Below are 25,818 nucleotides of genomic sequence, written 5' to 3' on the forward strand. Positions count from 1 at the left end.
AGTAACCGAGGCTAAAATGAAACAAAAAATAGTAATTACAGCAAATATGAGGCGTGCAGAACCAAGTGCACCGTCAGTAACCTATCAATGGCATTGGAAACGCATTGCCACTGTGACTTTACTGGGTTTATTTGCATTAGTTGTTTTTACTTATAGCCTATTGGGCTCGGTTAATGCTGAGCAAAATGATCTGCCTAATGTGTCAAATGACGTACCGATATTAGTTTCTACGAAGGGTGCTGATGAAGATCTCCCTTTCGTTACGCCTATAATTGAACAAAGTGATGATGTGCAGGTTGAGCCTGCGCTAATTACAAATAACTCGATGGCTGAGATTGAACATGCCATTGATTTACAGAGCGCTAATAACGATGAGTCAGAACTAAGTGAAACAACAGCACTGAATATTGAAGCTGACATTACGACAGTATCAGATGAGACTGATTCAACAGTCGCTCAGCCAAAAAGTTTTGCCAGTACCGCCCATGTTGCAAGTGTTGCGTTGGGTGCAAAAATAGATACAGACAAAGTAAGCCGAGCAGTATTGACGCGTGATGTAGTGGGGCGCGAGCCTGTTAATGTCTTAAAAGCGGATATTCGAATTGGTGAATTTGTTGATACTATAGCTTTTTTTAGTGAGCTTAAAAATTTACAAGGGCAAAAAGTGACCCATGTTTGGCGTTATGAAAACGAAATAATGGCTAGTATTGAACTTGATGTCACATCACCGCGTTATCGTACTTATTCAAAGAAGCATATTTTATCAGAGCAACTTGGCCACTGGCGTGTTGACGTGATTGATCAGCAAGGTCACTTATTAGCACAAAAAGAATTTCGTATATTAGCCAGATAAACGCTGCAGCGCAGGGCTAAGTAAAGAACATAAATTGGATACTTTTTATTATGACAAACACAAATAAACTCGTTCGTATAGCAACCCGAAAAAGCGCCTTAGCACTTTGGCAGGCAGAATTTGTAAAAGCGCAACTTGAGCATTTTCATAAAGACATTACTGTTGAGCTCGTGCCGATGTCGACTCAAGGGGATATTATTTTAGATACACCTCTGGCTAAAATTGGTGGAAAAGGGTTATTTGTTAAAGAGCTGGAACAAGCTATGTTAGATGGCCGTGCTGATATTGCCGTGCATTCAATGAAAGATGTGCCTGTAGATTTTCCCGAAGGTTTAGCGCTGCACACGATTTGTGAGCGTGAAGACCCGCGCGATGCGTTTGTGTCCAATACATACGCTGATATTGCGCAGTTACCACAAGGTGCAATTGTGGGTACTTCAAGCTTGCGTCGTCAGTGTCAAATTCGTGCGTTGCGCCCGGATCTAGAGATTCGTGATCTACGCGGTAATGTAAATACCCGTTTAGCAAAGCTTGATGACGGCCAATATGATGCGATAATTTTAGCTGCGGCTGGCTTGATTCGTCTTGACATGCATGAGCGTATTAAAGCGTTTATTGAGCCTGAAGTATCGCTACCGGCCAATGGACAAGGGGCTGTTGGTATTGAGTGTCGTATTGATGACGAGGCTACCAAAGCATTGCTTGCACCACTTGAGCACAGTGAAACGCGTATTCGCGTGAATGCTGAGCGTGCTATGAATCGTCGTTTAGAAGGAGGTTGTCAAGTTCCTATTGGTGCCTATGCTTTAGTTGATGGCGAACAGGTTCATCTTCGTGGCTTAGTGGGCGCTATCGATGGCAGTGAAATACTACGTGCTGAAATTAGCGGTAACACGATTGATGCAGAAGCGTTGGGCGTGCAATTAGCTGAGCAACTACTAGCATTAGGTGCAGATAAAATTTTAGCTGACGTATACCGAGACGCATAAATGTCACATATCCTGATAACTCGCCCAGAGGGAAAAGGCGCTGACCTTGCAGAAAAGCTGCTGCAAGGGGGTTATCAGGCGACCTTATTTCCAGTTTTAACACTTGATTACTTCACACTACAAAGCGCTCAATTAACCCCTTTGTTGAACGCAGATAAAATTATTTTTATCTCCCAAGATGCGGTCAAAGCTTTATTAGCACTTAAACCAGATATAAACACCAAAGCGCAGTTTTACGCTGTAGGTGAAAAAACCGCAGAGGCCATTTGGCAAGGGTTTGGTGTGCGTGCCGCTGTGCCTAAGCAGCATGATTCGGAAGGTTTACTTGCATTACAGTCGCTGCAACAGATTGACGGGCAAAATATTGTGCTTGTTAAGGGGAAAGATGGTCGTCCTACAATAGCTAAAATATTAAAGCAGCGCAGTGCTTTTTTAAATAACTTAGTGATTTATCAGCGAGCCCCAATCGAAGGGGAACCAAGCAACTGGCTAGACCACTGGCAAAGCCTTAATGTTAAAGGTATAGTCATTACTAGTAATGCGGCGGTTGATGCTATTTTTAATCAACTTCCTTTAAAACAACTAGAATGGTTAAGACAGTGCCAGTTTTATGTTGCTAGCAGTCGTATTTGTGAACACCTCAAGCTACAACATGTAAATTCGGAAAATATTCACATTGCTGCAGGTGCGAGCGATAGCGCTATGTTTACCTGCATCAGTCAAGGTAATACTATGAGCGAACATGCAAAGCCAACAACACCGGCAGCTGAAGTAAAAACAGCATCATCAACTAATCAAACAGCAAAGTCAGCGGCAACTTCTCCAGCTGCTAAAAAAGAACCCATGATGAACCAAAATAATAAACAAAAAATAAGTAAAACAGGCAGCTTAGCGTTGCTTATCTCGCTAATCGTTGCATCGGGTGTGGGTTATCAATTTTATCAAAAATTTAATACAGAGCAGCAAGCCAATCAATTAGTTACTCAGCTATCTGCTGACAATCAATTATTGAGTAAAGAATTGCAAGCAGTGAAAGCAGCGCAGCAAACACTGCAACAAGCGTTATTTAATAGTGAGCAAAAAGTAGCTGCTAGTTTGGCTGAGAATGCGGATAATACAGCTAAGCAACTAGAGAGTGCATTGCAACGTGCTCAGCAACAAGCATACAGCCTTAATCCGCACGAAGTCACAAGTTTACAACGCATGGCCGAGTTTAAGTTATGGGCTGAGAAAGATTATAAAGGTGCAGCCGCAGTGCTGGCGCGATTAGATGCTTTACTAGCAGAGCATCCAGGAACCGGTGCTATTCGCCAAGCAATTCATAGTGATATGCAAGCGCTTAGTATCGTAAAACCGATCCCTGCTGAAGCGATTTATTTACAACTTCACGGTGTGTTAGAACAAATAGATAAGTTAGATTTTAATGCGGTGGCGTTACCACAAGTAGCAACTACGACGAAGCAGGATGCTTTGAGTGAAGATGTCAGTGACTGGCAACAAAACGTAGCTAAAACATGGGAACAGCTGCAAGATAATTTTATTAAAATTCGTCAACGTGAAGATATTGCAATTGAGCCTTTATTAACAGAGCAAGAGCGTCATTTAATTAAGCAGCGTTTAAGTCTGTATTTATCTCAAGCGCAAGATGCACTTTTAACTAAACAAGCAAGTATATATTTTACCGCTTTAAACCAAGCTCATGTATTAGTGAGCGATTACTTTAAGCAAGATGATCCACATACACAAAGTGTACTTAAAACATTGGCAGGCTTAAATAAAGAGTCACTAAACTTTAACCCTGAAATCACTTTGAAAAGTACTGAGCAGGTCAAGGAGTGGGCACAATGATACGCATTATTTTGGTTATTTTAGCCATTGCAATTTTGCTTGCTGTATCACCCTTGTTAATCGGTGAAGTTGGCTATGTACTTATCTCGTTTAATCACACTACATTAGAGGGCTCAATTGTTGCTTTTTGTGCGGCATTTTTAGTTATTGCACTTGGACTGTATGTTACTTATAAACTCATTCGCTATGTTTGGTCTTTATACAGTAATACTCGTCATCGCTTTTTTGCTCGCAGTGAAGAGCGCAAGCAAGCAGCCATTGAACAAGGTATTTGGAGTTTAATTAACAGCGATAGTGAGCAGTTAGAGCTTGCGCTGGAAAACAATAGTGTGGCAGATAATTGGCATGATGTACGCTATGCTTTATTAGCCAAAGCCGCTTTGCAAAAAAGTGAGATAAATAAAGCAATTACCTTACTTGAGAAAATTTCAGCAGAAAATCAATTAAAAGCAGCTAAACTTTGGTTAGCCACAGGCGATTGCAGTACGGTGACTGGTGATTTAAAAGCATTAGCCGAAGCTAAAAAAGCAACTGCATTAGAGCTGAAAATGTACGCGGAAGTGTTAGTTCAACAACAAAAGTGGACGGCTCTTGAGCAATTTATGCCACGTTTATTAAGTAAACAAGCATTAACCGATACACAGTGGTCGTCATTATTCACAGCTTATTTTATGGCACAGCCGCACTCGCAGTTAATTGATAAATATCAACAGCTCTCAAAAAGCTTGAAAGTAAAAGCGCATATGGCTTATTTATCTGTGATGGCAAAAGTAGGGCGTTTAAATGAAATTGAGCTAACTTTATTAAAAATGCTTAAAAAATCAGAGCAACATAATGATCTTGCCAAAGTATTAAACGTTTCTGCACCGGGAGATGCGCTGAAATTACAGGCGAGCTTACAAGATACGCTGAAAAAAGAACCAGATAATCAAGACTTATTACTATCGCTAGCGTGTTTAGCGAATGCACATGGCGAATACGAGCTTGCTGCACGTGTATTTGATAAGGCGTTAAACCCTGAAAACAGTAAAGATTACTTAGCACAAGCTCAGCTTAGTTATAGTAAAAGTGCACAGCCACAAAAAGCGCTGGATCTTTACCTATAATCTAAATAGGCTTATATCGGCATAGGAGCGCCAGAGCATATGAAGAATATATTTACTCTGACTGTTAGCCTTGCTTTTGCTTATTTTACGACTGGTTTTTTTAGTAATTTATTATTGGCTGTTGATGGATATGCTGTTGCTTCATGGCCGCCATCGGGTATCGCTTTAGCTGGTTTTTTATTATGTGGGCGCCGAGCTTTAGCGGGGATTTTGCTCGGTGCACTGCTTACTAATCTTGCTCACCTTGATCGTGTTGTTGATATATTACATTGGCAAGTATTCCTTCAGGCTTTAATAGTTTCTTTAGCTGCAACTTTTCAGGCGTGGTTTGGTAGCTACCTCATTGTAAATGTAATTAAAGCCCCTTTAGATTTATCATCTTTAAAACGCAGCGTTCATAGCTTAATTGTTGCAGGCCCTATTTGTTGTGTTATTGCAGCGTCAATAGGCACTACACTGTTAGTTTATAATCAGGTTATTCCTGCCCATGTCGCCGTTGATAATTTTATAGCATGGTGGATTGGCGACAGTATAGGGGTGTTGATTTTTACACCGCTAATATTGGCAGCGTTCAATTATTCACAAATGCGCCATCGACTACAGGTTATTCTCCCTTCGTTATTTATCTATATGGTGATTAGCCTGAGTTTTTACGCTGCGGCTAGTGTCAAAAAAGAAAAAAACATTCAAAAACAAAGTGCTAAGGTTGCTGCTGTGCAATCTGAAATCAATCATAAAATATCTGAAATAACAGGGCATTTGACTCTTCTCGCGACCTTTTTTGCCAGTAGTGATGAGGTTAATTACCAAGAGTTTAAGCGCTTCACTTCAAAGCAGTTGGATTATAGCCATGAAATTTTAGCATTTGAATGGGTACCGCGTGTTACTAAAACCGAGCTAACCCAATACCAACAGGGTATTCAGCTTGAAGGGGTTGATGATTTTTATATTAAAGAAAAGTCATCAGGACAAAGCTGGCAGCCTGTCTCAATTCGAGATGAGTACTACCCTGTGCAATATGCCCATCCAATAGTAGGAAATGAGGTTGTACTTGGGTTTGATTTGGCTTCCAATGAGCAGCGATATGATGCGTTAATGATGTCAAAAGCATTGAATGAATTGGTAATAAGTGAACCTATAGGGTTAGTCCAAAGTAATGCTGATGGTAATGGTGTATTGTTTTTCTTCCCTGTGTTTGGAGATTTAGATACTCAGGGTGATTTTAAAGGGTTTGTTGTTGGGGTGGTGAGTTTATCGCGCTTATCTCAATCGTTATGGTTTAATCATGACAGTAAGATAAGCGCCCATTTTTACGATGTAACAGATGAGAATGATCAGCAATTAATTTATCAAACTCAAAGTGCGAATGTTGAATTGCTAAACGAGTATCAACTTTTACTTGGAAAACGTATTTGGCAAGTGCAGCTATTTGAGCCTAAATCAAAAACATCATGGGTCATGTATTGGCTTGCACAAATAGTGGGTATGTTATTTGTTTGGTTGTTAATTACCTTCTTGATATCAGTAACGGGTACTAATATTCAGGTGAGGGAGCAAGTCGCTCAGCAAACACGGATTTTACGTCAAGAAAAACAAAAAGCAGATGAAGCGAGTCAAATCAAAAGCCAATTTTTAGCGAACATGAGTCATGAAGTACGCACACCAATAAACGGTATTAAAGGTTTGCATTATTTAGCGTTGCAACAGCAAGATTGGCAACAAGGTCGCCGTTACATAGAACAAGCTGATGGTGCACTTAGCGTGCTTTTGAGGGTGCTGAATGATGTGCTCGACTATTCAAAAATGGAAGCCGATAAGCTTGATTTAGCACAAGAACCCATAAAGGTTAATCACCTTATTGATGAGGTTATGAACTTAGTGCAATTTGAGGCGGATATTAAAGCACTCAATTTGCAGTTGGAGTTAGATCGTGGCGCACAATTACAGATAGATACCGATCCAATTCGGCTAAAGCAAGTGTTATTAAACTTACTAAATAATGCCATTAAGTTTACCGCAACAGGGACTATTACATTAAAAATATGGCAAAGTGAGAGCGTTACTTATTTTAGTGTGAATGACACAGGCATAGGTATTAACGACAATGCTCAACAGCAATTATTCCAACCGTTTGCACAAGCTGACAGTTCTACTTCACGCCAGTATGGTGGTACAGGCTTAGGCTTAAGTATTTGTAGGAAGCTGGTTGAGTTGATGGGAGGAGCAATAGGCCTGGAAAGTAAACAAGGGCTGGGCTCTACATTTACTTTTACTTTGCCACGCATTTCACCGCTAGCAAAAACAGAGCAGTTAGAAACACGCTTCAACGATATAGATACAAGCAGCTTATCGTTTGTTGATTTTAAAATATTATTAGTAGAAGACAACCCCCTAAACCAACATGTTGCAACTGCAATATTAAAAACAAAAGGGTGCGTTGCGGATATTGCTAATGATGGTTTTGAGGCGATTGAAAAAGTGTCACAGACACCTTATGACCTAGTTCTTATGGATATTCAAATGCCTAATATGGATGGTTTACAAGCGACTAAGGTTATTCGTAATGAGCTATTTATGAGCGAGCTGCCTATTATTGGCTTATCAGCAAATGCGCATGATGAGGATGCGAAAAAAGCATTAGCAACAGGTATGGACGATTACTTAACTAAACCAATTGATGCTGATAAATTATTTAAAACGATGTGGCATTATTTACAATAAGTGTATAAAGCGTTTTTGGCATTTATTTTAAATGTTTTCATCTTTGTCATGCAGACAAATGACCTCAATAAAGAAAACAAAATCATCTAAACTTGAATTACCTATTTAAGTGCGTATGATCCGCGCAAATTTAACTGACTGAGTGCTAATTATGATTAATAAAAAACTCCCTTTGCTAGATATCCATCGCCATTTAGACGGTAATGTTCGTGCGCAAACTATTCTTGATTTGGGCCGTCAGTTCAATATCAAATTACCCGCCGATAATGTGGCGGCGCTAATACCGCATGTGCAAGTCATTGATCCAGAACCAAACCTAATGGCCTTTTTGCAAAAATTAGATTGGGGTGTCGCCGTACTGGGTGATTATGATGCCTGTCGTCGTATTGCAATTGAAAACATTGAAGATGCACAAGCGCAAGGTTTAGATTATGTTGAGCTTCGTTTTAGCCCTTATTATATGGCGCAAAGCCAAGGGCTGCATCCGCAAGGCGTTGTAGAAGCCGTGGTTGATGGTATAAAAAGTGCCACTCAAAGCAGCAGTGTTAAAGCTAATTTAATTGGCATTATGTCACGTACTTATGGCACCAAAATTTGTCAACAAGAGCTTGATGCGTTGCTTGCATTTAAAAGTGATTTAGTGGCTGTAGATTTAGCCGGTGATGAAATTGGTTTTCCGGGAGAGCTATTTGTTGATCACTTTAAACAGGTCCGAAATGCCTACCTAGCCGCTACTATTCATGCGGGCGAAGCACTTGGTGCTGCAAGTATTTGGCAAGCAATTAATGAGCTTGGAGCAGAGCGTATTGGCCATGGTGTAAAAGCGATTGAAGATGTAAAGCTAATGGACTACCTGCGAGATAATCGCATAGGCATTGAATCATGCTTAACCAGTAATGTGCAAACGAGTACCGTTGCTAGCTTAGATGTGCATCCACTGAAACGCTTTTTAGATCATGGTATTTTAGCGTGTATTAATACGGATGATCCTGCTGTTGAAGGCATTGAAATTGAGCATGAATATGCAGTTGCCGCACCAGCGGCTGGTCTGACGCAAGCTGACATGGAAAAAGCGCAAGTAAATGCACTCGAGATAGCCTATTTGAGTGATGCTGAAAAGCAACAGTTAAAACAGAGTGCCGCTGCTAAATAGCAGCGACGTACGCCACCTAATGTTCTTTTTGACAGCTTAAGTAGTTGTCAAAAAGAGCTTTAAGAATATCGCTTCGGCCAATCATACCAATCACCGTTGTGCCCTCTACAACAGGGTAATTTTTTGGCTTTCCCGTTTTCATTTGTTCGGCTAGTTCAATAATATTGGTATCACCGCTGACGGTAACCACATCAGTTTGCATCAGCTGAGCTACTTTGACTACGCCATCACAAAAATAACTATTTTGCATTAATGGCTTTAGTAGTTCTTGTTCAGAAATAAAACCTACCAAACACTTATCCTCATTAAATACAGGTGCCCCCATCAGTTTGAATTTTTGTAATTCTGAAATAGCCGTAGTCATTTCAGTTTCAGGTGTGATATTGGGTAGTTTGCGTTGCATAAAATCTTTTACTTTTGTATTTAACATTTGGGTCTCTCCCCGTTAATGACTTGTACAAAGTATGGTTAATGAATGGGTTTTTGGGAAATTGTTTATGTTGATTGCTCTGATAGGTTAAAACAATCAGATCACCAGTTGTTGGTAATTTATTTATTTTCCGGGCAATCAATATCAACGTGGTATTTTGCTTTAACTAACTCAATATAGTGTGAGAGACTTTTGTGTGAACTGGTGTTGAATGTATTCGCTAGTGAGGTAATGCTTTGGATGCGATCTAAGCGAAATTCCCGATAGTCATTACGTAATTGGCAGTGAGCGATGAGCGTCCATTTTGCGCCCCAATATACGAGCCCAAGAGGATCTACAATGCGGTGGCTTGGCTGCTGGTTAACATCTAGGTAATGAAATTCAATACAGGTTTTATTGGTAATAGCTTTACGAAGTTGCAATGTAATTTCTTGGTGGGTTTTATCATGGTTAAAGGCCGACACTAAATAAGGTAATTCTTCGACTTGCTGTTTTAGCTTTTCAGGCAATACGGCATTTATTTTAGCTATTGCAGCTTGGGCTTTGGCAGCTAATTGTGGGTCAGTCCATGCACTCACCATTTTACTACCTAGTAGAAGCGCTTGTAATTCTTCTAATGTAAACATCATTGGGGGAAGATCGTAGTGTGCTATTAGGTAACCCACCCCCGTATCACCTTCAATGGGCACGCCAGAACTTTGAAGGTGTTGAATATCGCGATAAATGGTTCGTTGAGATACTTGCAGTCGATTAGCAAGTTCATTTGCAGTAACCGCAAAGCGGCGACCTTTTAGCATATTTACTAATTGAAACAGCCGCTCTGATTTATGCACGAACGTATCCTTTATCGTTTAAGTTAATGTATTTAAGCGGATTTTTGGGAAGTAATTTAACTCAGACTTTAGGTAGCTCAACTTTGCTGGCAAGCTGTTTGGCTTAATACTTCGTAATGGGTTAATTGTACACTTTGTTTTTCAATTAATGCTGCAAATTGTTGGCACTGCTCGTTTTCAAAAAACATATCACTCACTCGTTTCGCATCTGCGGGAGTCGCAAAGTATATAACATCAATATATTGCTGGGTTTCTGCTTGTTTAGCAAGTGAGCGATAAAACACTCCTGGTTGCTTGTCGATAAAGTTTTGGAAGGTATTATTGGCGATATGAAATTGTGCCAAATCTGTGTCGTTATTTAGTTTAAAAGTGATAACTTCGATTACGTTAGTGGTCATAATTGTGCTCCTTGTTTAAGAGCGAACAGTAAACCATAATGTATTGTCAGGGAGTGTCAGTAGCCAGCTTAATTATATCAATTTGGTGCAATTGAAATAATTAAGCTGGCTATAATGGATTTTTTATTACTTAATAAACGCGAATGCGTCAGCGTACATGTTTTCGCGGATTGCACCATGAGCAATAAAATCATCTCGTACGATGCCAATCATGTCAAAACGCCCTGCCATGTAAATATCATATGGCGAAAGGGAGGCAATATCGCTCATCACGGCTTTATGTACGTAGCCAGTATGGCCTGTCCAGCTGACTGTTGGGTTTTCAACGACAGGGATAAAAGTAAAGTTTTCTCGGCTATTAGCCCACGTTTGCATTTCAGTGTGTGCATATAAAGCCGATTCTTCACGTACACCCCAATAAAATAAAACAGGGCGGTCACAACCAATTTCGCTTAAATGATCAGCCATTGATTTTGCGTATGAAAAACCAGTGCCGCCAGCGAGTAAAATAATCGGGCGTTCGCATTGTAGGCGTAGTTGCGAAATACCTAAGCCCGTTTCAATGGTTACTTTGGTATTGTTAGTGTGTGCATCACGTAAATGTTCAAGGGTTTGCATGGCGTATGAGTCAACTGCAGATGCGCCAATATGTAATTCAAGCTCGTCACACTGTGAAGGACGGCTAGCAATTGAAAATGCACGCTTGTCTTTCTCACCAAGCACAACTTGTAAGTATTGGCCTGCTTCAAATTTAACACTTTCAATTGGTTTTAAAATAACTTTGTGAACAAATTCAGTTAATGGGCTGATAGCAACAACGTCAGCATGTAATGTTTGCATGGTTTACCTTTTAGCACTGTTTGCAGATACGCATTCGAATTTCTCAATTCTAGCATATCTGCACAGGGATTTTATAGACTGTTAATTCATCAGTTAGATGATCAAACTATAGAATATCAAGACTTTGCCAAATATCATCAACACGGTCTTTAGTGGCTTGGTCCATAACGATAGGTTCACCCCATTCGCGCGTTGTTTCACCAGGCCATTTGTTGGTTGCATCCATACCCATTTTAGAACCAAGGCCAGAAACAGGTGATGCAAAATCTAAATAGTCAATCGGTGTATTTTCAATTAAAGTTGTATCACGAGCGGGATCCATGCGTGTTGTAATAGCCCAAATTACGTCGTTCCAGTCTCGGGCATTGACGTCGTCATCACACACGATTACAAACTTAGTGTACATAAATTGACGTAAAAACGACCATACACCCATCATTACTCGTTTAGCATGGCCAGGGTATTGTTTTTTCATGGTCACGACAGCCATGCGGTATGAGCAGCCTTCAGGCGGTAAGTAAAAATCGACAATCTCAGGAAATTGCTTTTGTAAGATTGGTACGAATACTTCGTTTAGTGCAACGCCTAGAATTGCAGGTTCATCTGGTGGACGGCCGGTAAAAGTACTGTGGTAAATTGGATCCTTGCGATGCGTCATATGCGTGACGGTCATAACTGGAAATTCATCCACTTCATTGTAGTAACCAGTGTGATCGCCATAAGGACCTTCTGGCGCTACTTCACCAGGCATGATATAGCCTTCCAATATGATTTCAGCACTGGCAGGCACTTGTAGATCATTTGATATCGACTTAACTACTTCTGTTTTGCTACCACGAAGTAAGCCAGCAAATGCGTATTCACTTAGGGTGTCAGGTACAGGCGTTACTGCACCTAAAATTGTAGCAGGATCTGCGCCAAGTGCGACTGATACAGGGTAAGGTTCGCCAGGGTTTTCTTTACACCATTCTTGAAAATCAAGTGCGCCGCCACGGTGTGAAAGCCAGCGCATGATTATTTTATTTTTACCAAGTAATTGTTGACGGTAAATACCTAAGTTTTGACGCTTTTTGTAAGGTCCTTTGGTGACGGTTAAGCCCCAAGTGATAAGGGGAGCTACATCGCCAGGCCAGCAATGTTGGATTGGCAGTTTAGTTAAATCTACCTCATCGCCTTCAATGATAATTTGTTGGCAAGGTGCTTTTTTTACTTCTTTGGCTGGCATATTAAGTACTTGCTTAAATACCGGAATTTGCCCTAGCGCTTCTTTAATGCCTTTTGGTGGTTCTGGCTCTTTTAGAAATGCCAGTAGTTTACCAACTTCACGAAGCTCACTAACATCATCTTTACCCATGCCCATAGCAACACGTTTAGGTGTGCCAAATAGGTTGGCTAAAACAGGCATCGAATGCCCTTTGGGGTTTTCAAACAGTAAAGCTGGGCCTTGAGCTCGCAGCGTGCGATCGGCTATTTCGGTCATTTCTAGGTAAGGGTCAATTTCTTGGTGAATACGTTTAAGCTCACCTTTTTCTTCTAGTAATTTGATAAAATCACGGAGATCTTTATATTTCATTGTCGGCTGCTTTAAGGCTTAAATTAGAGTCATTATACTTGAGTCATTTTTATTAGCGAGTTTACTCGGCTTTGTTTATGCTACATTATTATTTTTCATTTATTGCCTTTCTCACATTAAAGTTTCATTGGGCTATAGTTATACTTTAGATAAGAAAGGGGGGTTCACTTGCGCAAAACTTTTATTTATAAGGTATTAATTTTAAAAGTAATTATTTTTATGGCCTGCCTTCATTGTCGTACGGGTATTGCTGCCGATGATTTATCCACTATTATTTCCCCGGCTCTTTTTAAAAACCACAGTGCTATTATGTTAATTATTGACCCTGAGTCAGGTGATATTGTTCAAGCAAATGATGCCGCGGCCTTATTTTATGGTTTCAATGTAAGTGAGCTGGAAAAAAAATCTATTCAGCAAATTAATATTTTTACTAACGAGCAGGTGGCACAAGAGCGTGCAGCTGCACGTACTGAAGGTCGTAATTATTTTGTTTTTAAACATCGTTTAGCAAGCGGTGATATGCGTACTGTCAGTGTCTATTCAACCCCCTTTAATGTTAATGGTAAAACACAGCTGTTGTCGGTGATTCATGATATCTCTTCACAACGAAGTTTAGAAAAAGAGTTATGGCGTTACCAAGAAAACCTCGAAGAGCTAATTCGTATACAAATAGGTGAAATAGAAAAGAAGCAAAGTGATCAGCTTTTACTAGCGATTATTTCAATTGCTTTACTATGCGTACTATTACTAATTTTAAGTGTACTGGCAACACGATTACGAAGAGCAAAGCGAGCAGCGCAGCAAGATAGCTCTAAGCTGCAAGCTATTTTTGATAGTATTGATGACTTACTTATTTTTGCTGAACCGAACCAACGTATTTCTGCTGCAAATAAAAAAGCACAACAAATACTAACCGCTAAAATGCCACTTTTTGGTCGTTTTATGTATGAGTTTGAGGTGAGCCAAACACTATCTAGCGATGCAATTAATGAGCATGAATATAAAGGTGCAGAAGGAAATTTTTGGGGGGAATATACCTGTACGAAAGTGGTTGATAATGATGCTCGTCACTTGGGAAGCATTCATTTTATACATGATATTTCAGAGCGTATAGCCACGCGACGTCAACAACGTTTAGCGAGTACTGTTTTTGCGACTACTAATGAGGGAGTGTTTGTTTCCAATGGCAAAAACGAAATCATTATGGTGAATCGTGCTTTTATAAATATTACAGGTTACTCACAAGATGATGCCTTAGGGAAAACGCCAAGTTTACTTAACTCTGGCCGACATAATAGTGAGTTTTTCAAAGCGATGTATTTGCAATTAAATACACAAGGGCAGTGGGAAGGTGAAATATGGAACCGACGTAAAGATGGTTGTATTTACCCTTGCTGGCTGAGTATTGCAGTCGTTTTTGATGATACAAAAAATATAGAAATGTTTGTGGCAATTCTAAACGACATTAGCTTACGCAAAGAAAATGAACAAGAAATGTGGCTACAAACTAATTTAGACACGTTAACAGGCTTGCCAAATAGGCAGCACTTTTATAATAAGGTTGATCAGCAAATGTTGCATGCTCAAGCAGAGCAAAAACGCTTAGCTATTTGCTTTATTGATTTAGATCGATTTAAAAGTGTGAATGATACCCTCGGACATGCAACGGGAGACTTATTATTATTAGAGGCGTCAAAACGAATAAAGGCGTGTATGAGTAGTGGTAACCTTGTTGCGCGCTTAGGAGGGGATGAGTTTTCTCTCCTGCTGACGAACATCAATACTGTTAATCAAATTGAACATATTGCGTTAAAAGTACTTAATGCTTTGAACTCACCTTTTGTAATCGCAGAGCATGAAGTATTTGTTTCGGGCAGTATGGGTATAACGCTTTACCCTGATGATGGCTTGGAGCGTAAAATTCTTATTCGCAATGCAGATAGTGCAATGTATAAAGCGAAAGAAAAGGGGCGAAACTGTTTTGAGTTCTTTACACCAGGCATGCATGAACAGGCACAAGCTCGCAGTCAGCTTGAGGGGGCGTTACACAAAGCGCTCAGTAACAATGAGTTTACGATTCATTATCAACCAATTATAAGTATTGATGGTGAAAGGCTCGGTTGCGAAGCTCTACTGCGTTGGTATAACCCAGAATTAGGTCATGTTTCGCCTGCTGATTTTATCCCTATTTGTGAAGAGCTAGGCTTGATAGTGCCAATTGGCGCATGGGTATTGCGTGAAGCATGTCAGCAAGCCAGTAACTGGTGTTGTAAGCTCGATGGTAACTTCTTTATTACGGTTAACTTCTCTAGTGTGCAGTTTGTCCGACAGAATGTATCTGAATTAGTTAAAGAGTGCTTGGCTGAAACAGGACTCGCAGCAGAGTGTTTAAGTCTTGAAATTACTGAAACAGTGCTTGCAGATAGTAGTGATACAACATTAAAGCAATTACAAGCAATTCGCGCCCAAGGCGTTGGTTTAGCAATAGATGACTTTGGGACCGGCTACTCTTCTTTAAGCTATTTAAAGCGCTTTCCGTTAACTAAGCTCAAAATTGATCGCGAGTTTATAAAAGAACTACCTGATAACACTGAAGATTGTGCTTTGGTCAGTGCCATTATTTCCATGGCAAATAATTTAAAACTAAAAGTGATTGCCGAAGGGGTTGAAACCCAAGAGCAAGAGGATTTTCTACGCAATTTAAATTGCGATTACATACAAGGGTTTTTATATAGTAAGGGCTTACCGAATGATGAATTTGAGTTGTTTTTAGAAGCGAATAGCTCGCACATTAAAATTTAAACCTTTCAACAGCACTTGCTAAAGAGTGAGCTAGTTGGTTTACATTCTCACTTTGGCTGGCTAAAGTGTTGGCGTGGTTAGCATTATTTTGTGCTTGTATAGTTACTTTAGCCATGATTTGTTTAATATCATTACTGTTATCAAGTTGATGGTGTGAAGAGTTAGCTATTTGCTGACTCATTTGGTTAATTGTGGCTAAGGTACTTTTTATTTTATCGACTGCTTGGTTTAGCTCACTGCTGTTTGTTACGCATTGTTGTGCTTGTTGTTGGCCATCGTTGATTTCATGATGGGCAGAACTGGCTTGATGTTGTAACGTTTGGATCATGGTATGGATTTCGCTCGTTGAACTTTGCGTTCGCGCAGCAAGAGAGCGAACTTCGTCGGCCACAACAGCGAAACCGCGGCCATTTTCACCCGCTCGGGCGGCTTCAATCGCAGCATTGAGGGCAAGTAAATTAGTTTGCTCGGCAATGCTGCTAATAGTATCTACAATTGCGCCAATTAATTGGGTGTGTTGCGTGAGCTCTTCTGTACAAAGTACTGCTTGATCAAGACGAGTAAGTAGCGCTTCAATTCGCTGACTATTCCTATCAGCAATTTGGTTTACGTCATTAGCAAATTGCGAAGCATTGGCTATTTCATTAGAGGTAATATCAGCTTGTTCACATACTGTTTGAGAATTGTTTAGCATATTTTCGGCAAGTGATGTCGCGTCTGCGATTCGTGTAAGTTGCTGCTGTGCTGCAAGAGTCATTTGCTGCCCTTGTTCGCTGGTGCTAATTGCTGATTGGTCCAAAGTATGTGCATTGTCGCTGATATCAACGAGCAATTTACTTAAATCATCACTGAGCCGATTAATATTATTTAATAATGCGCCGAACTCATCATCACTGCGTGGGTGAGTACGTCTTGATAAATCTCCTGATGCTATTCTGGATAGCGCTTTATTTACCGCATTTAAGGGTTTAAGCATTGATCTTGTAGTCAGCACAGAGATCAAAGCTGCAAATGAAATCAGTATGAGGCTAATAATTACAGCCAATGTAGAGCCTGTACTTATTGTTGACTTTGCATCGTTTTGTAAGGCTGTAAAGCGTTGATCAGCAAGTTGAGTAAGTTGGATTATTAGTTGTTCGGTATCTTGAAATTGTTGCTGAAAATCTGTGAATGTTTTTTCGGCTAAAATGCGATTAGTAAGCATTGTATTTTGCTGCTGGTAAATGGTAGCTAGTTGTTCATTAACGTCAGCCATTTGAGCTGTAAGAGACGTAAAGTTTGCTGCATTGTGTAGTTCACTGGCTTGTTGCTGTAAATAGGTAAAGTTTGAGCGAATATTATCAAGTAAAAAATCGGTGTCTTGTTGGTGCTCGCTAAGCACTTTTAGTGAACTAATGTACTTAATACTTTTTACATTACTGGCAAGAGTGAAAAGTAGATCATCTATTCGAGTTGCAGTACCCACGATTGAATCCAATAATCGCTGTTGTTGACTGGTTACTTCTAAAAGCTCTAAATCAAGTAGCGCGTTACTTAAAGTAGCGAGATTCACTGTATAAAAACTGCTTGATTTTTCGACAGCAATGCCAGCGTCTAAGCCAGATTTTTTTGCACTGAACATGCTGGAGCTAGTCTCAGCGAGGTTTGTATAGCTATTACCTATAAGTGATAGTAGCGATTGCATTTTTGGCTGATCTTGTAGCTGTTGCTGCAGTTGAGAGAGCTTTTCGTTTAGCTTTTTTTGCTCAGCTATTGCGCGTTGCTGCTCTTGCTGTAATTTTACTACTGTACTTTGGCTATACGCGACGGCATTAAATTTAGTGATCGACAGCAGTGATAGTTGCAGTGCCTTACTTTGCTGCTGCACAGGGACTGCGAGCGTTTCAATATCTGAGTTCGCGATGCTAATTTTGCCAAGAGACCAATAAAAAAAGCTACTACTGGCTAGCATCAGCAGACCAATTGCGGAAAATGCAAATACCACTTTATATTTTATTGCAATTGTTTGCATAGCACACTCATAAATACAGGCTAAATAATGAGTGTAGCAGTCTTTTTATAAAATATAAGGATGAGAGGATATTGAGTTATTGTAAATTGCAGTGGTATTTATTGCCATCGATAATCAGCATAGCCTCTTTGCCTTTAGTCCAAAATAGCACGTTTTCGTTGGTGTATTTTACGCCTGATGCACTGCGTTGCCTTATTAGTTGATATTGGTGTTTATTGTAATCAAGCGTTGCAGACTCTTCATCTTGGTTGGTTATGGTTGCGTTGAGTTTGCTATCACATGTAAATGTATCAATATTCTCCTGCTGTGTGCAGGCGCTGAGTGTGATTAATAAGCTCGTAGTCAATAGTAGTGCTTTATACATAAAAGGTATCCTTGAGTTATGGTATTTGCACAGCATAGCAAACGAAAATTAACCGTTGGTGAAAGTGTCGCTTTACGCTATGTTAAAATCAAATAATTTTAAAATTTAAGGAACAAGGATGGCAGGCACAAACCTTTTAACATTGCTTGATGATATAACTGCGCTATTGGATGATATAGCTACTATGAGCAAGGTTGCGACTAAAAAAACGGCGGGTGTGCTCGGTGATGATCTAGCCTTAAACGCACAGCAAGTGACAGGGGTAAGTGCAGATCGAGAATTACCCGTTGTATGGGCTGTTGCTAAAGGCTCATTTTTAAATAAAACCATGTTAGTTCCTGCGGCATTGTTGATCAGTGTGTGGCTGCCGTGGTTGATAACGCCTTTATTAATGATTGGTGGTCTTTTTTTATGTTTTGAAGGTGCTGAAAAGTTAGTGGAGAAAGCTTTTCCTGCGGCTAAATCTAATGATCATAATGAGGCGGCAGATATTGATTTAGTTGAATATGAAAAACAAAAAATAAAAGGGGCAATCCGGACAGATTTTATTCTTAATATGAAAAGTTAGATAGGATACTTTCCTATAATCTATATATAGCATGTGCTTTATGGAAAATCAAGTATACCGTTTTGTTTTTCTATTTTTTTGGTAACAGTATACTTTTAGAGTTTCTTAACTGAATTAAGAGAGTTAAGAAACTCAAACCCAACGAATTACTAAGTTTTCGTTTCTAAGACCCTTTAGCACTAATTCACTTTTACACATATAACTGTAACAATATAGGTGGCTTTTCAGAGAAGCCAGTTTCCACACATGCGGACGAAATGGATTTACTCTGGGTTTAAAAGATTAATCATACATTGAAGATGTAATGACTTGGGTGCTGTGGACCTTAGTTGTTATGTTTTGGTGTGCGTATGTCTTTTGAATCAGAAGCGCTTATAAGTAATATAAAGCGTCAGGCAAAGAGGTTGTCAAAAAAGTTATCAATTCCCCTTGGGCAGGCCCAAGAAGGAGTATCTATTTGTCTATACGGCTGTGACAGTTACAGTGATTTACTAGTAAAAATAAAAGCTGAATCTTTTGACAATCCATTGATAGTACTTTCCGCTCTCTCACCAAACTCGGAAATATTTTTAGTAAAAATATTGGCTAGCCACCTAGATAGCATCATCGGAAATTTTGAAAAAAAATTTCCCGGCTCCAATATAAATGAAGAATTGGTCATATCCCTTTTTGGGCTTAGCTTTTCAGAGTTTAAACTCAAAATATCTACATAAATTTGTACAAATACGTAAGTTGTCATTTTGTTTTTTGGCGATATTATAAGATGAAGGCTGACCGGACAGCCTACGCCTACGCATATTTTTTTCGTTAAAAATATGAGCAGTGAAGCGGAGCATCCGAAAAATTTGGTGATTCAAATAGTCAGATAAACAGTGTGTTAGTAGGCCATTGTTTGTTTGCAAGCACTGTTTGGAGAACTATATGATCTCGCTATACCAATTAAAGAATAAGCTTAACAAACAAGCTAAAGAGTTTGCTGAGTTATTAGAGTTTCCTGATCTTTACGCACAAGGTCTGTGGGCTAGAGGTGTTTATAACAGCCCTCATTTTTCTGATACCCATAATTGTCTCACTGAGGTGTTTGAACAGGAAAATCTGGATTCAATTCTAAAGCACGATTCCCTGAAATACTTGATGATCAATGAATATGATGATCAAGAAATCATTGAGTCGCTTCATAAAGAAATTGAGTCAATGGCAAACCGCATTGAAAGCCTGATGCTGGTAGATATCGAAACATTAGAGTTAGTTTCAGTGATCTACCAAGCTTTAGGGTTACCTGAAGATGCCAAGTTTATTGTAAATACAGGAGCTGACTTCCGCTTAGAGTGGCGACCATACTTTGATGCCTTTGATGATCCGTTGATAGTTCAATATGCAGATTTAAAAGTTCATGGTTGTTATTTCAGGCTCATCGCTTCAAAGTTTCCGTTTGAAAAGCTTTCCTTGGATAACATTAAAAAATACATGTACATCAATCATGTAAACCATGATGGTGAATTCGAAGGCTGTATATCTGACGGAAATAGCTTTTCGAAACATGAACATTGGCTGATGTTGACACTCGAACTATTCAACAGCGGCAAAGTAAGCAAGACTCAGTTCAGTCCAACAACCTTCAAAATCGAGGGCATGCGTTATTTGGTTTATGGCTTCCCACTGGTTCCTTCCTATGTATCTGATTGGCACAAACCCGATTTATGTCTACAGGTCAAAAACGTAGATGGAGATCAAAAGTTTACTATTCGTATAGACCAGCAGAGCTTAATTTTCTATGCCCGTCGCGTTGATACCAATTTTTTTAACACCATAGATTATGAAAAATACATTTCGTTGTATCAATCTAGTGTTCTGTCACATTTTGATGCTGACAAGAATTTACTAGAAGTCGATGGGGTTAAATATCTAAGTTTTTTTCGCCCGTTTAGCATTGAGGATAACAAGGAAGCACAAGCATGAGACCAAAAATCAAACTGACTAACGCCACACTTATCTCAATTCAATCTGATACAGAGGAAAAAGTTGAACAGGTGCTTTACGCCACATTTGCTGAAGATAGTGATTGCGGTAAAAAGGGAGAAGTTTTGTTCACAACAAAAGTTATCGAAATCAATGGCCTTGAGTTCCGAACTTTTGGTGCTGACTTTTATACCTTAGATGCTGAACCAAAAGAGTTTGATGTAAATGTATTTGAGTTCAATTTAATGCATGAGTGTATGTATTCTCCAAATGAGTTATTAGAGTTGCGAGATATGCTCCCTGCTAGCTATTAGTAGGGAGTAACACATGGATAAAACATTTTTAAAGGATGCCTACATAGTCTCAGTCTATGACTATAAAGAATTTGAAAAATCATTTATTGGCGAGTTTTTATCAGGGGTGGTTATTGACGATGAAACATTCAGATTTCGGCCATTTGAGCAAATAGTAACTTCAAAGATTATTAGCAAAACTGCTGTCGAGGATAAACTAGAAATAACCACACATAATGGGAGTTACTATGTGATTGATGTTGACCACAAGTTAATTGATATTTCGTTTGTTGAATTGGTTGTTATGAGAGCAGGAGCTTATTCGGCAGATCGAGTTTTAGAAATGAGAGAGCAACTTAAGTCTCAACATAAAAGTCATTAAATAACGAAAATAAGGAGTCTAGAATGACTTCAACAAATTCAATATTCGATCAGATTAGTAATTTTACGTAATAGCTAGCTTTTTAGTGATAGCAATAAAGCGAAGCTTCCAATTCATATTCCTTGATTCGGAAGCTTCACAATTGATGAAAATTGAATTAGCGGGATAACTCCTCAATTTTCTTTTTGGAGAACCAGCGATATAAAACAGGCAAAACAAACAATGTGAGTAATGTTGCTGTTATCAAACCACCAACTATAACACTTGCCAGTGGTCGTTGTATTTCAGCTCCTACACCATTTGACATTAACATCGGTATTAAACCTAATGCAGATGTTATTGCTGTCATAAGAACAGGTCTCAAACGAGAAGTTGCTCCTTCAAAAACAGCATCAGTGACTTCTAAGCCATCTCTAATTCGCTGGTTTATACTTTCAACCATAACCACACCATTTAACACTGCAACACCAAATAGTGTAATGAAGCCAACGGAGCTTGGTACGGACAAGTATTGCCCAGAGAAATATAAGGAGAAAACACCACCGATAACAGCTAATGGGACATTAACTAAAATCAACATGGCTTGACCAACTGAGCCAAATGCGAAGTAAAGCAAAAGAGCAATTAGCGCCAAAGATAAAGGAACCACTATAGCTAACCGTTGTTGTGCTCGTTGTTGACTTTCAAATTGACCACCAATGGCAACAGAGTAGCCAGCAGGTAAATCGACTTTCTCGGCGATTACTTGTCTGATATCGGCAACAACACTGCCCATATCTCGATTCTGTACGTTGGCTTGGATAACAACACGTCGTTGCACATCATCTCTTCTCACTTGCGGAGGGCCTGACTCAAAAGAGATTGTTGCAACATCACCAAGACGAACCCAAGCCCCTGTTGGAGACTGAATGCGAATATCAGAAATAGCTTCTTTATTACTACGATATTCTTTTTCTAAACGCACATATATATCATAACGCTCATTCCCGTTGATGATTTGTCCTGCTTCAACTCCACCTATACCATCTCGTATCACTTCCATTATATCACCGACCGATAGGCCAAAACGTGAAAGCTCTTGTCTGTTTGGCTTTACAACTAATTGAGCTTCACCAGCTATTTGTTCAAGCGCAACATCTCTAGCGCCTTCAACTTCTTTAATTGCCGATTCTATTTCTTGCCCTTTAACTGCCAATTGATTGAGGTCTGGCCCAAACAGCTTTATCGCTAGTTGTGCTTTTACACCAGATAGTAACTCATCTACACGGGTGGCAATTGGTTGAGAAAAGTTCAGTAAAAGTCCCGGAAACTCTTCAAGCGATTGTTCCATTTTGTTTTGCAGTTCATAACGGTTTGAAGCACTGGTCCACTCGGATACAGGTTTAAGTCCGATATAAATCTCGATGTTATTAACTGGTTCAGGATCGCCGCCAATATCAGGTCGCCCGATACGGCTTAGCGCATAAGTAACTTCAGGAAATGCCATCAACTTTTCTTCTAATATAGGTGAAACCATCAATGCAGTATCTAAACTAGAAGAAGGAGCAAGAGTTGCTCTTAAGTTAATTGTTCCTTCTTCTAGCTCTGGAACGAATTCAGTACCTATGTAAGGTATAATTGAAAAAGCCGAAACAACCATAATTAGCGAGGTAACAACAATTAACTTGGTACGTTTAAGTGCAAACTTAAGCCCCTTTTTATATAGCTTATCTAAAGGTTTAACGACAAAGCTTTCTCTTTCTTTTATGCCTTTTTTGAACATGAAAGTGGCGAGTGCTGGTACGATAAACAAGGCAACAACAATAGCTGAAATGATGGCTAAAATAATACTAATTGCCATTGGCTGGAATAATTTTGCTTCGACGCCTTCAAAGCTAAACAAAGGCAAGAACACGACTAAAATGACAGAAGCAGCAAAAAATACTGGGCGAGCCACTTCTTTGCCTGCTTGTTTTAGCCGCAACTCGATACCATGATCATCTTTTTCTATTGCAAAGGGATCAGTATCATCACTAGGAACACGTGCTTCTACACTTTGTTGGTGTGTTGAATCAGGGTGGTTTAAATGTTTAAACATATTTTCAACCATGACCACTGAGCCGTCCACAAGCATACCAATAGCTACGGCAATGCCACCTAGTGACATAAGATTGGCAGAAATTCCCCACCAAGCCATGATCATTAATGCAATACCTACCGATATTGGAATGGAAATAAGAACAAGAAACGTTGCTCTTAAATTCATTAAGAACAGGGCAAGCACGATACAAATAAAGATAAAGGCAAGTGCTAGTGCATTGACTACAGTACTGACAGCTTGTTCGATTAAATCAGCTTGATCATAGAAGGGTTCGAATCGAACACCTTTAGGTAATGCCTGATTGATTAGTGGAATTCGTGCATTAATACCATCAATGGTTGCTTTTGTATTGGAACCCATACGCTTGAGTACAATGCCTGATACAACTTCACCTAGGTTTTCAACTTTTCCTTCGGACGTTTTACGGGTCATAGTGACCGCACCTTGTCGAATTTCACTACCTAGTTCAACTTTGGCGACATCAGAAACCGTCACAACAGTACCATCTACGGTTTTTACAGGTACTTGCTTAATGTTGCTAATGCCTGCTTCACCACTTTCGAACCAACCCGTTCCTCGAATAACAAGCTGCTCTTGTCCTCGGTTCATATACCAACCGCCAACGTTGGCATTGTTACTATCAAGTGCATTAACGATATCTTCTTGCGACAATCCATATGCAAGGAGCTTAGAGGGAGCTATGTTCACTTGATATTGCCTAACATTACCTCCGAAAGATAAGACATCTGTGACACCATCAACTGGCATAATTAGCAATTTGATTATCCAATCATTGAGGCTTCTGAGCGCCATTGAGTCATATCCTGCGTCTTTATCTGACACGAGCAAGTATTGAAATACTTGACCTAACCCAGACGTATTTGGTCCCATTTCAGGCGTACCTACACCGTCAGGTATCAACTCTTTTGCAGCTTGAAGCCGTTCAAAGACGAGCTGCCGTGCAAAATAGATATCAGTCCCTTCTTTAAAAACGACAGTAACGCCAGACAGCCCCGTTTTGGAAATTGAACGTACTTGTTCAACATCAGGTAACGCATACATGACCGCTTCAATCGGATAAGTGATGAGTTGTTCTACTTCTTCTGCGGCAAGCCCCGGCGCTTCTGTATTAACCGCGACTTGAACATTAGTCACATCAGGGAAAGCATCCAAGTTCAGTTTTGGGATCACCATTATTGCGCCAACAATAGTGGCAAATAAGGCAATCAAAATAAGGAGTCGGTTGTTTACAGACCAATCTATAATTTTATTAAACATAGCGGCTCTCCTTAATGGTTATGCGGATCAAATCCGCCTTTAGCTATTTCAGAAGCAACAAAAAACGCTCCTTGAGTGACCACACGAGTACCACTTTCTAAACCAAATATTTCTCTGAAATTACCTAGAGAACGACCTAACTCAACCTCTGTCGCTTTGAATTCACCGGGATGATCCTCAACAAATACGGTCCAATCTCCGTCCGCACTTCTAATTAGCGCTTCTTCTGGAACGGCCATAACTTTTTGTTCAGTGGCAAATTGGAAATATACTTTAACAAACATGCCTGAATGGAGATTGTCATCTGCATTATTAACACTTAGGCGAATGATTCGAGTTCTAGTGATGGGATCAATCGTGTGGGCTTCCTGAATAACTTTTGCCTTATAATCCTCTCCTTCTAATTTAACTATTGCCGGAGAGTTGATTGATAGATTGAGCTTTTTGTTGGGTGATACTTTAGCTTCCACCCACAGCTTATTTTCATCTGCCAAAAGCATGATAGTATCACCCGCATCGACTCGTTGGCCTTGGGTGAAGTCATCTTGTAAAACTACTCCTTCTCGCTGAGCTACTAGCGAATATTGGCCAAACGAAGTTATGTCTTTATTTGATATGTCTTTTATAGCTTTTTCAGTTAACCCTAGTGCGATAAGTTTTCCGTATGTGGCGTTAAATGTGGTTTGAGCCTGAAGTAAACGACTTTCACTTACTGTTTTGTTGCCTAATTTCTTTACTCGCTGCCATTCAGTTGACGCAATCAAGTAGTCAGCTTGAGCTTGAGCCATTGCTTCACTAAATAGGGTGACCAGCTTTTGTCCTTTTTCTACGTGTTCACCGAGTGCAGTATGTCTGCTTATTATCACTGACTCGGTACGGGGAGAAACGACATAGCTGCTATAACCATCTACTTTGACCTCTCCGGGCGCATAGATTGTACTGAATTGATAATCAGGTCTTATGCTTTGAACTTTAATATTGGCTAGTGACATTTTTTGAGGGCTTAGAGTAATACCTTCTTCATGTTCCTCTTCAGTTTCTTTATTTTTGCTCTCTTGGTCGTGACCATGTTCGTCATGTTCTGTGTCTTTTTCAGAATGGTTGCCTTCATTTTCCTGATGGCCTTCTTCTACATGATTTTCTTCACTTTCCGAGTGTTCGTGTTTATGTTTTTTGGGATTTGCTGTTACAGGTTCAATTGTATTTACTTGTAGAGCATACACTTCACCGCTTAATGTCCCACCTAAAAAAAGTCCACTAATTACTATTGCTAATAATTTTTTGCTAAATAATGTATTCATTTTTTTACCTATATTCTTTTAACGTTTAAGATTTCT

At 39.6% G+C, this 25,818-nt stretch carries 20 protein-coding genes and 1 pseudogene; 12 read left to right on the top strand and 9 right to left on the bottom strand.

Going from position 1 to position 25,818, the window contains the following annotated elements:
* Nucleotides 1-16 precede the first annotated feature (16 nt).
* The 6 genes from A7967_RS09845 to add all read left to right on the top strand — a co-directional run bounded on the left by A7967_RS09845 (nucleotide 17) and on the right by add (nucleotide 8,670).
* Nucleotides 17-853, top strand: a complete 837-nt coding sequence (locus A7967_RS09845; RefSeq protein WP_054205234.1) for a DUF2914 domain-containing protein — start codon at nucleotides 17-19, stop codon at nucleotides 851-853.
* 50 nt (nucleotides 854-903) lie between these two features.
* A complete protein-coding gene (gene hemC, locus A7967_RS09850) occupies nucleotides 904-1,842 on the top strand; it encodes a hydroxymethylbilane synthase (protein WP_054205233.1) in 939 nt (312 codons plus the stop codon).
* Nucleotides 1,843-3,690: a uroporphyrinogen-III synthase gene (locus tag A7967_RS09855; protein ID WP_054205232.1), complete on the top strand. Its 1,848-nt coding sequence runs from the start codon at nucleotides 1,843-1,845 to the stop codon at nucleotides 3,688-3,690.
* Nucleotides 3,687-4,796 (top strand): heme biosynthesis HemY N-terminal domain-containing protein, encoded by a 1,110-nt coding sequence (locus A7967_RS09860; protein WP_054205231.1) that lies wholly within the window; start codon nucleotides 3,687-3,689, stop codon nucleotides 4,794-4,796. Before A7967_RS09855 ends, A7967_RS09860 begins: the two co-directional genes overlap by 4 nt.
* Before the next feature lie 39 nt (nucleotides 4,797-4,835).
* Nucleotides 4,836-7,517, top strand: coding sequence for a CHASE domain-containing protein (locus A7967_RS09865; protein WP_054205230.1), 2,682 nt, complete (start codon nucleotides 4,836-4,838; stop codon nucleotides 7,515-7,517).
* Between the two features lie 151 nt (nucleotides 7,518-7,668).
* Complete coding sequence (gene add / locus A7967_RS09870; RefSeq protein ID WP_054205229.1) at nucleotides 7,669-8,670, top strand: adenosine deaminase; 1,002 nt, start codon at nucleotides 7,669-7,671, stop codon at nucleotides 8,668-8,670.
* A 16-nt stretch (nucleotides 8,671-8,686) separates the two neighbouring features.
* Here add and A7967_RS09875 read toward each other — a convergent pair whose 3' ends face one another.
* The 5 genes from A7967_RS09875 to ubiD all read right to left on the bottom strand — a co-directional run bounded on the left by A7967_RS09875 (nucleotide 8,687) and on the right by ubiD (nucleotide 12,744).
* Nucleotides 8,687-9,100, bottom strand: a complete 414-nt coding sequence (locus A7967_RS09875) for a CBS domain-containing protein (RefSeq protein WP_054205228.1) — start codon at nucleotides 9,098-9,100, stop codon at nucleotides 8,687-8,689.
* Nucleotides 9,101-9,219: 119 nt separating this feature from the next.
* Nucleotides 9,220-9,933: a helix-turn-helix transcriptional regulator gene (locus A7967_RS09880; RefSeq protein WP_054205227.1), complete on the bottom strand. Its 714-nt coding sequence runs from the start codon at nucleotides 9,931-9,933 to the stop codon at nucleotides 9,220-9,222.
* A gap of 77 nt (nucleotides 9,934-10,010) precedes the next feature.
* Nucleotides 10,011-10,331, bottom strand: a complete 321-nt coding sequence (locus A7967_RS09885; protein ID WP_054205226.1) for a hypothetical protein — start codon at nucleotides 10,329-10,331, stop codon at nucleotides 10,011-10,013.
* A gap of 126 nt (nucleotides 10,332-10,457) precedes the next feature.
* Nucleotides 10,458-11,171, bottom strand: a complete 714-nt coding sequence (fre, locus tag A7967_RS09890) for an NAD(P)H-flavin reductase (protein ID WP_054205225.1) — start codon at nucleotides 11,169-11,171, stop codon at nucleotides 10,458-10,460.
* 106 nt (nucleotides 11,172-11,277) lie between these two features.
* Nucleotides 11,278-12,744 carry a 4-hydroxy-3-polyprenylbenzoate decarboxylase gene (gene ubiD / locus A7967_RS09895; protein WP_054205224.1) on the bottom strand — a complete coding sequence of 489 codons (1,467 nt, stop codon included), beginning with the start codon at nucleotides 12,742-12,744 and terminating at the stop codon, nucleotides 11,278-11,280.
* A gap of 168 nt (nucleotides 12,745-12,912) precedes the next feature.
* On the opposite strand from ubiD, the gene A7967_RS09900 reads away from it, so the two are divergent.
* Nucleotides 12,913-15,546 (top strand): sensor domain-containing protein, encoded by a 2,634-nt coding sequence (locus A7967_RS09900; protein ID WP_231659038.1) that lies wholly within the window; start codon nucleotides 12,913-12,915, stop codon nucleotides 15,544-15,546.
* Here the strand turns inward: A7967_RS09900 and A7967_RS09905 are convergent.
* The gene (locus A7967_RS09905; RefSeq protein ID WP_054205223.1) at nucleotides 15,536-17,557 is read right to left on the bottom strand and encodes a methyl-accepting chemotaxis protein; all 2,022 of its coding nucleotides are present in this window, start codon (nucleotides 17,555-17,557) and stop codon (nucleotides 15,536-15,538) included. The genes A7967_RS09900 and A7967_RS09905 overlap by 11 nt on opposite strands.
* Before the next feature lie 76 nt (nucleotides 17,558-17,633).
* Entirely contained in the window at nucleotides 17,634-17,921 is a 288-nt protein-coding gene (locus A7967_RS09910; RefSeq protein WP_054205222.1) for an MliC family protein, read from the bottom strand.
* A 118-nt stretch (nucleotides 17,922-18,039) separates the two neighbouring features.
* On the opposite strand from A7967_RS09910, the pseudogene A7967_RS09915 reads away from it, so the two are divergent.
* The 5 genes and pseudogenes from A7967_RS09915 to A7967_RS09935 form a co-directional block, all read left to right on the top strand.
* Nucleotides 18,040-18,477 (top strand): annotated as a pseudogene (locus A7967_RS09915) (DUF808 family protein); the annotation flags it as partial.
* Nucleotides 18,478-18,839: 362 nt separating this feature from the next.
* Complete coding sequence (locus tag A7967_RS09920) at nucleotides 18,840-19,202, top strand: hypothetical protein (protein WP_064435646.1); 363 nt, start codon at nucleotides 18,840-18,842, stop codon at nucleotides 19,200-19,202.
* A gap of 208 nt (nucleotides 19,203-19,410) precedes the next feature.
* Nucleotides 19,411-20,448, top strand: coding sequence for a hypothetical protein (locus A7967_RS09925; protein ID WP_064435647.1), 1,038 nt, complete (start codon nucleotides 19,411-19,413; stop codon nucleotides 20,446-20,448).
* Complete coding sequence (locus tag A7967_RS09930) at nucleotides 20,445-20,762, top strand: hypothetical protein (RefSeq protein WP_064435648.1); 318 nt, start codon at nucleotides 20,445-20,447, stop codon at nucleotides 20,760-20,762. The genes A7967_RS09925 and A7967_RS09930 overlap by 4 nt, the downstream gene beginning before the upstream one ends.
* 13 nt (nucleotides 20,763-20,775) lie before the next feature.
* Complete coding sequence (locus A7967_RS09935) at nucleotides 20,776-21,123, top strand: hypothetical protein (RefSeq protein WP_064435649.1); 348 nt, start codon at nucleotides 20,776-20,778, stop codon at nucleotides 21,121-21,123.
* A gap of 157 nt (nucleotides 21,124-21,280) precedes the next feature.
* Here the strand turns inward: A7967_RS09935 and A7967_RS09940 are convergent, their stop codons facing one another.
* On the bottom strand, nucleotides 21,281-24,481 hold the full coding sequence (locus A7967_RS09940) for an efflux RND transporter permease subunit (RefSeq protein ID WP_064435650.1): 3,201 nt from the start codon (nucleotides 24,479-24,481) through the stop codon (nucleotides 21,281-21,283).
* Between the two features lie 11 nt (nucleotides 24,482-24,492).
* Nucleotides 24,493-25,782, bottom strand: coding sequence for an efflux RND transporter periplasmic adaptor subunit (locus A7967_RS09945; protein ID WP_064435651.1), 1,290 nt, complete (start codon nucleotides 25,780-25,782; stop codon nucleotides 24,493-24,495).
* Nucleotides 25,783-25,818 lie beyond the last annotated feature (36 nt).

The organism is Pseudoalteromonas neustonica, from assembly GCF_001653135.1.
GTDB lineage: Bacteria > Pseudomonadota > Gammaproteobacteria > Enterobacterales > Alteromonadaceae > Pseudoalteromonas > Pseudoalteromonas neustonica.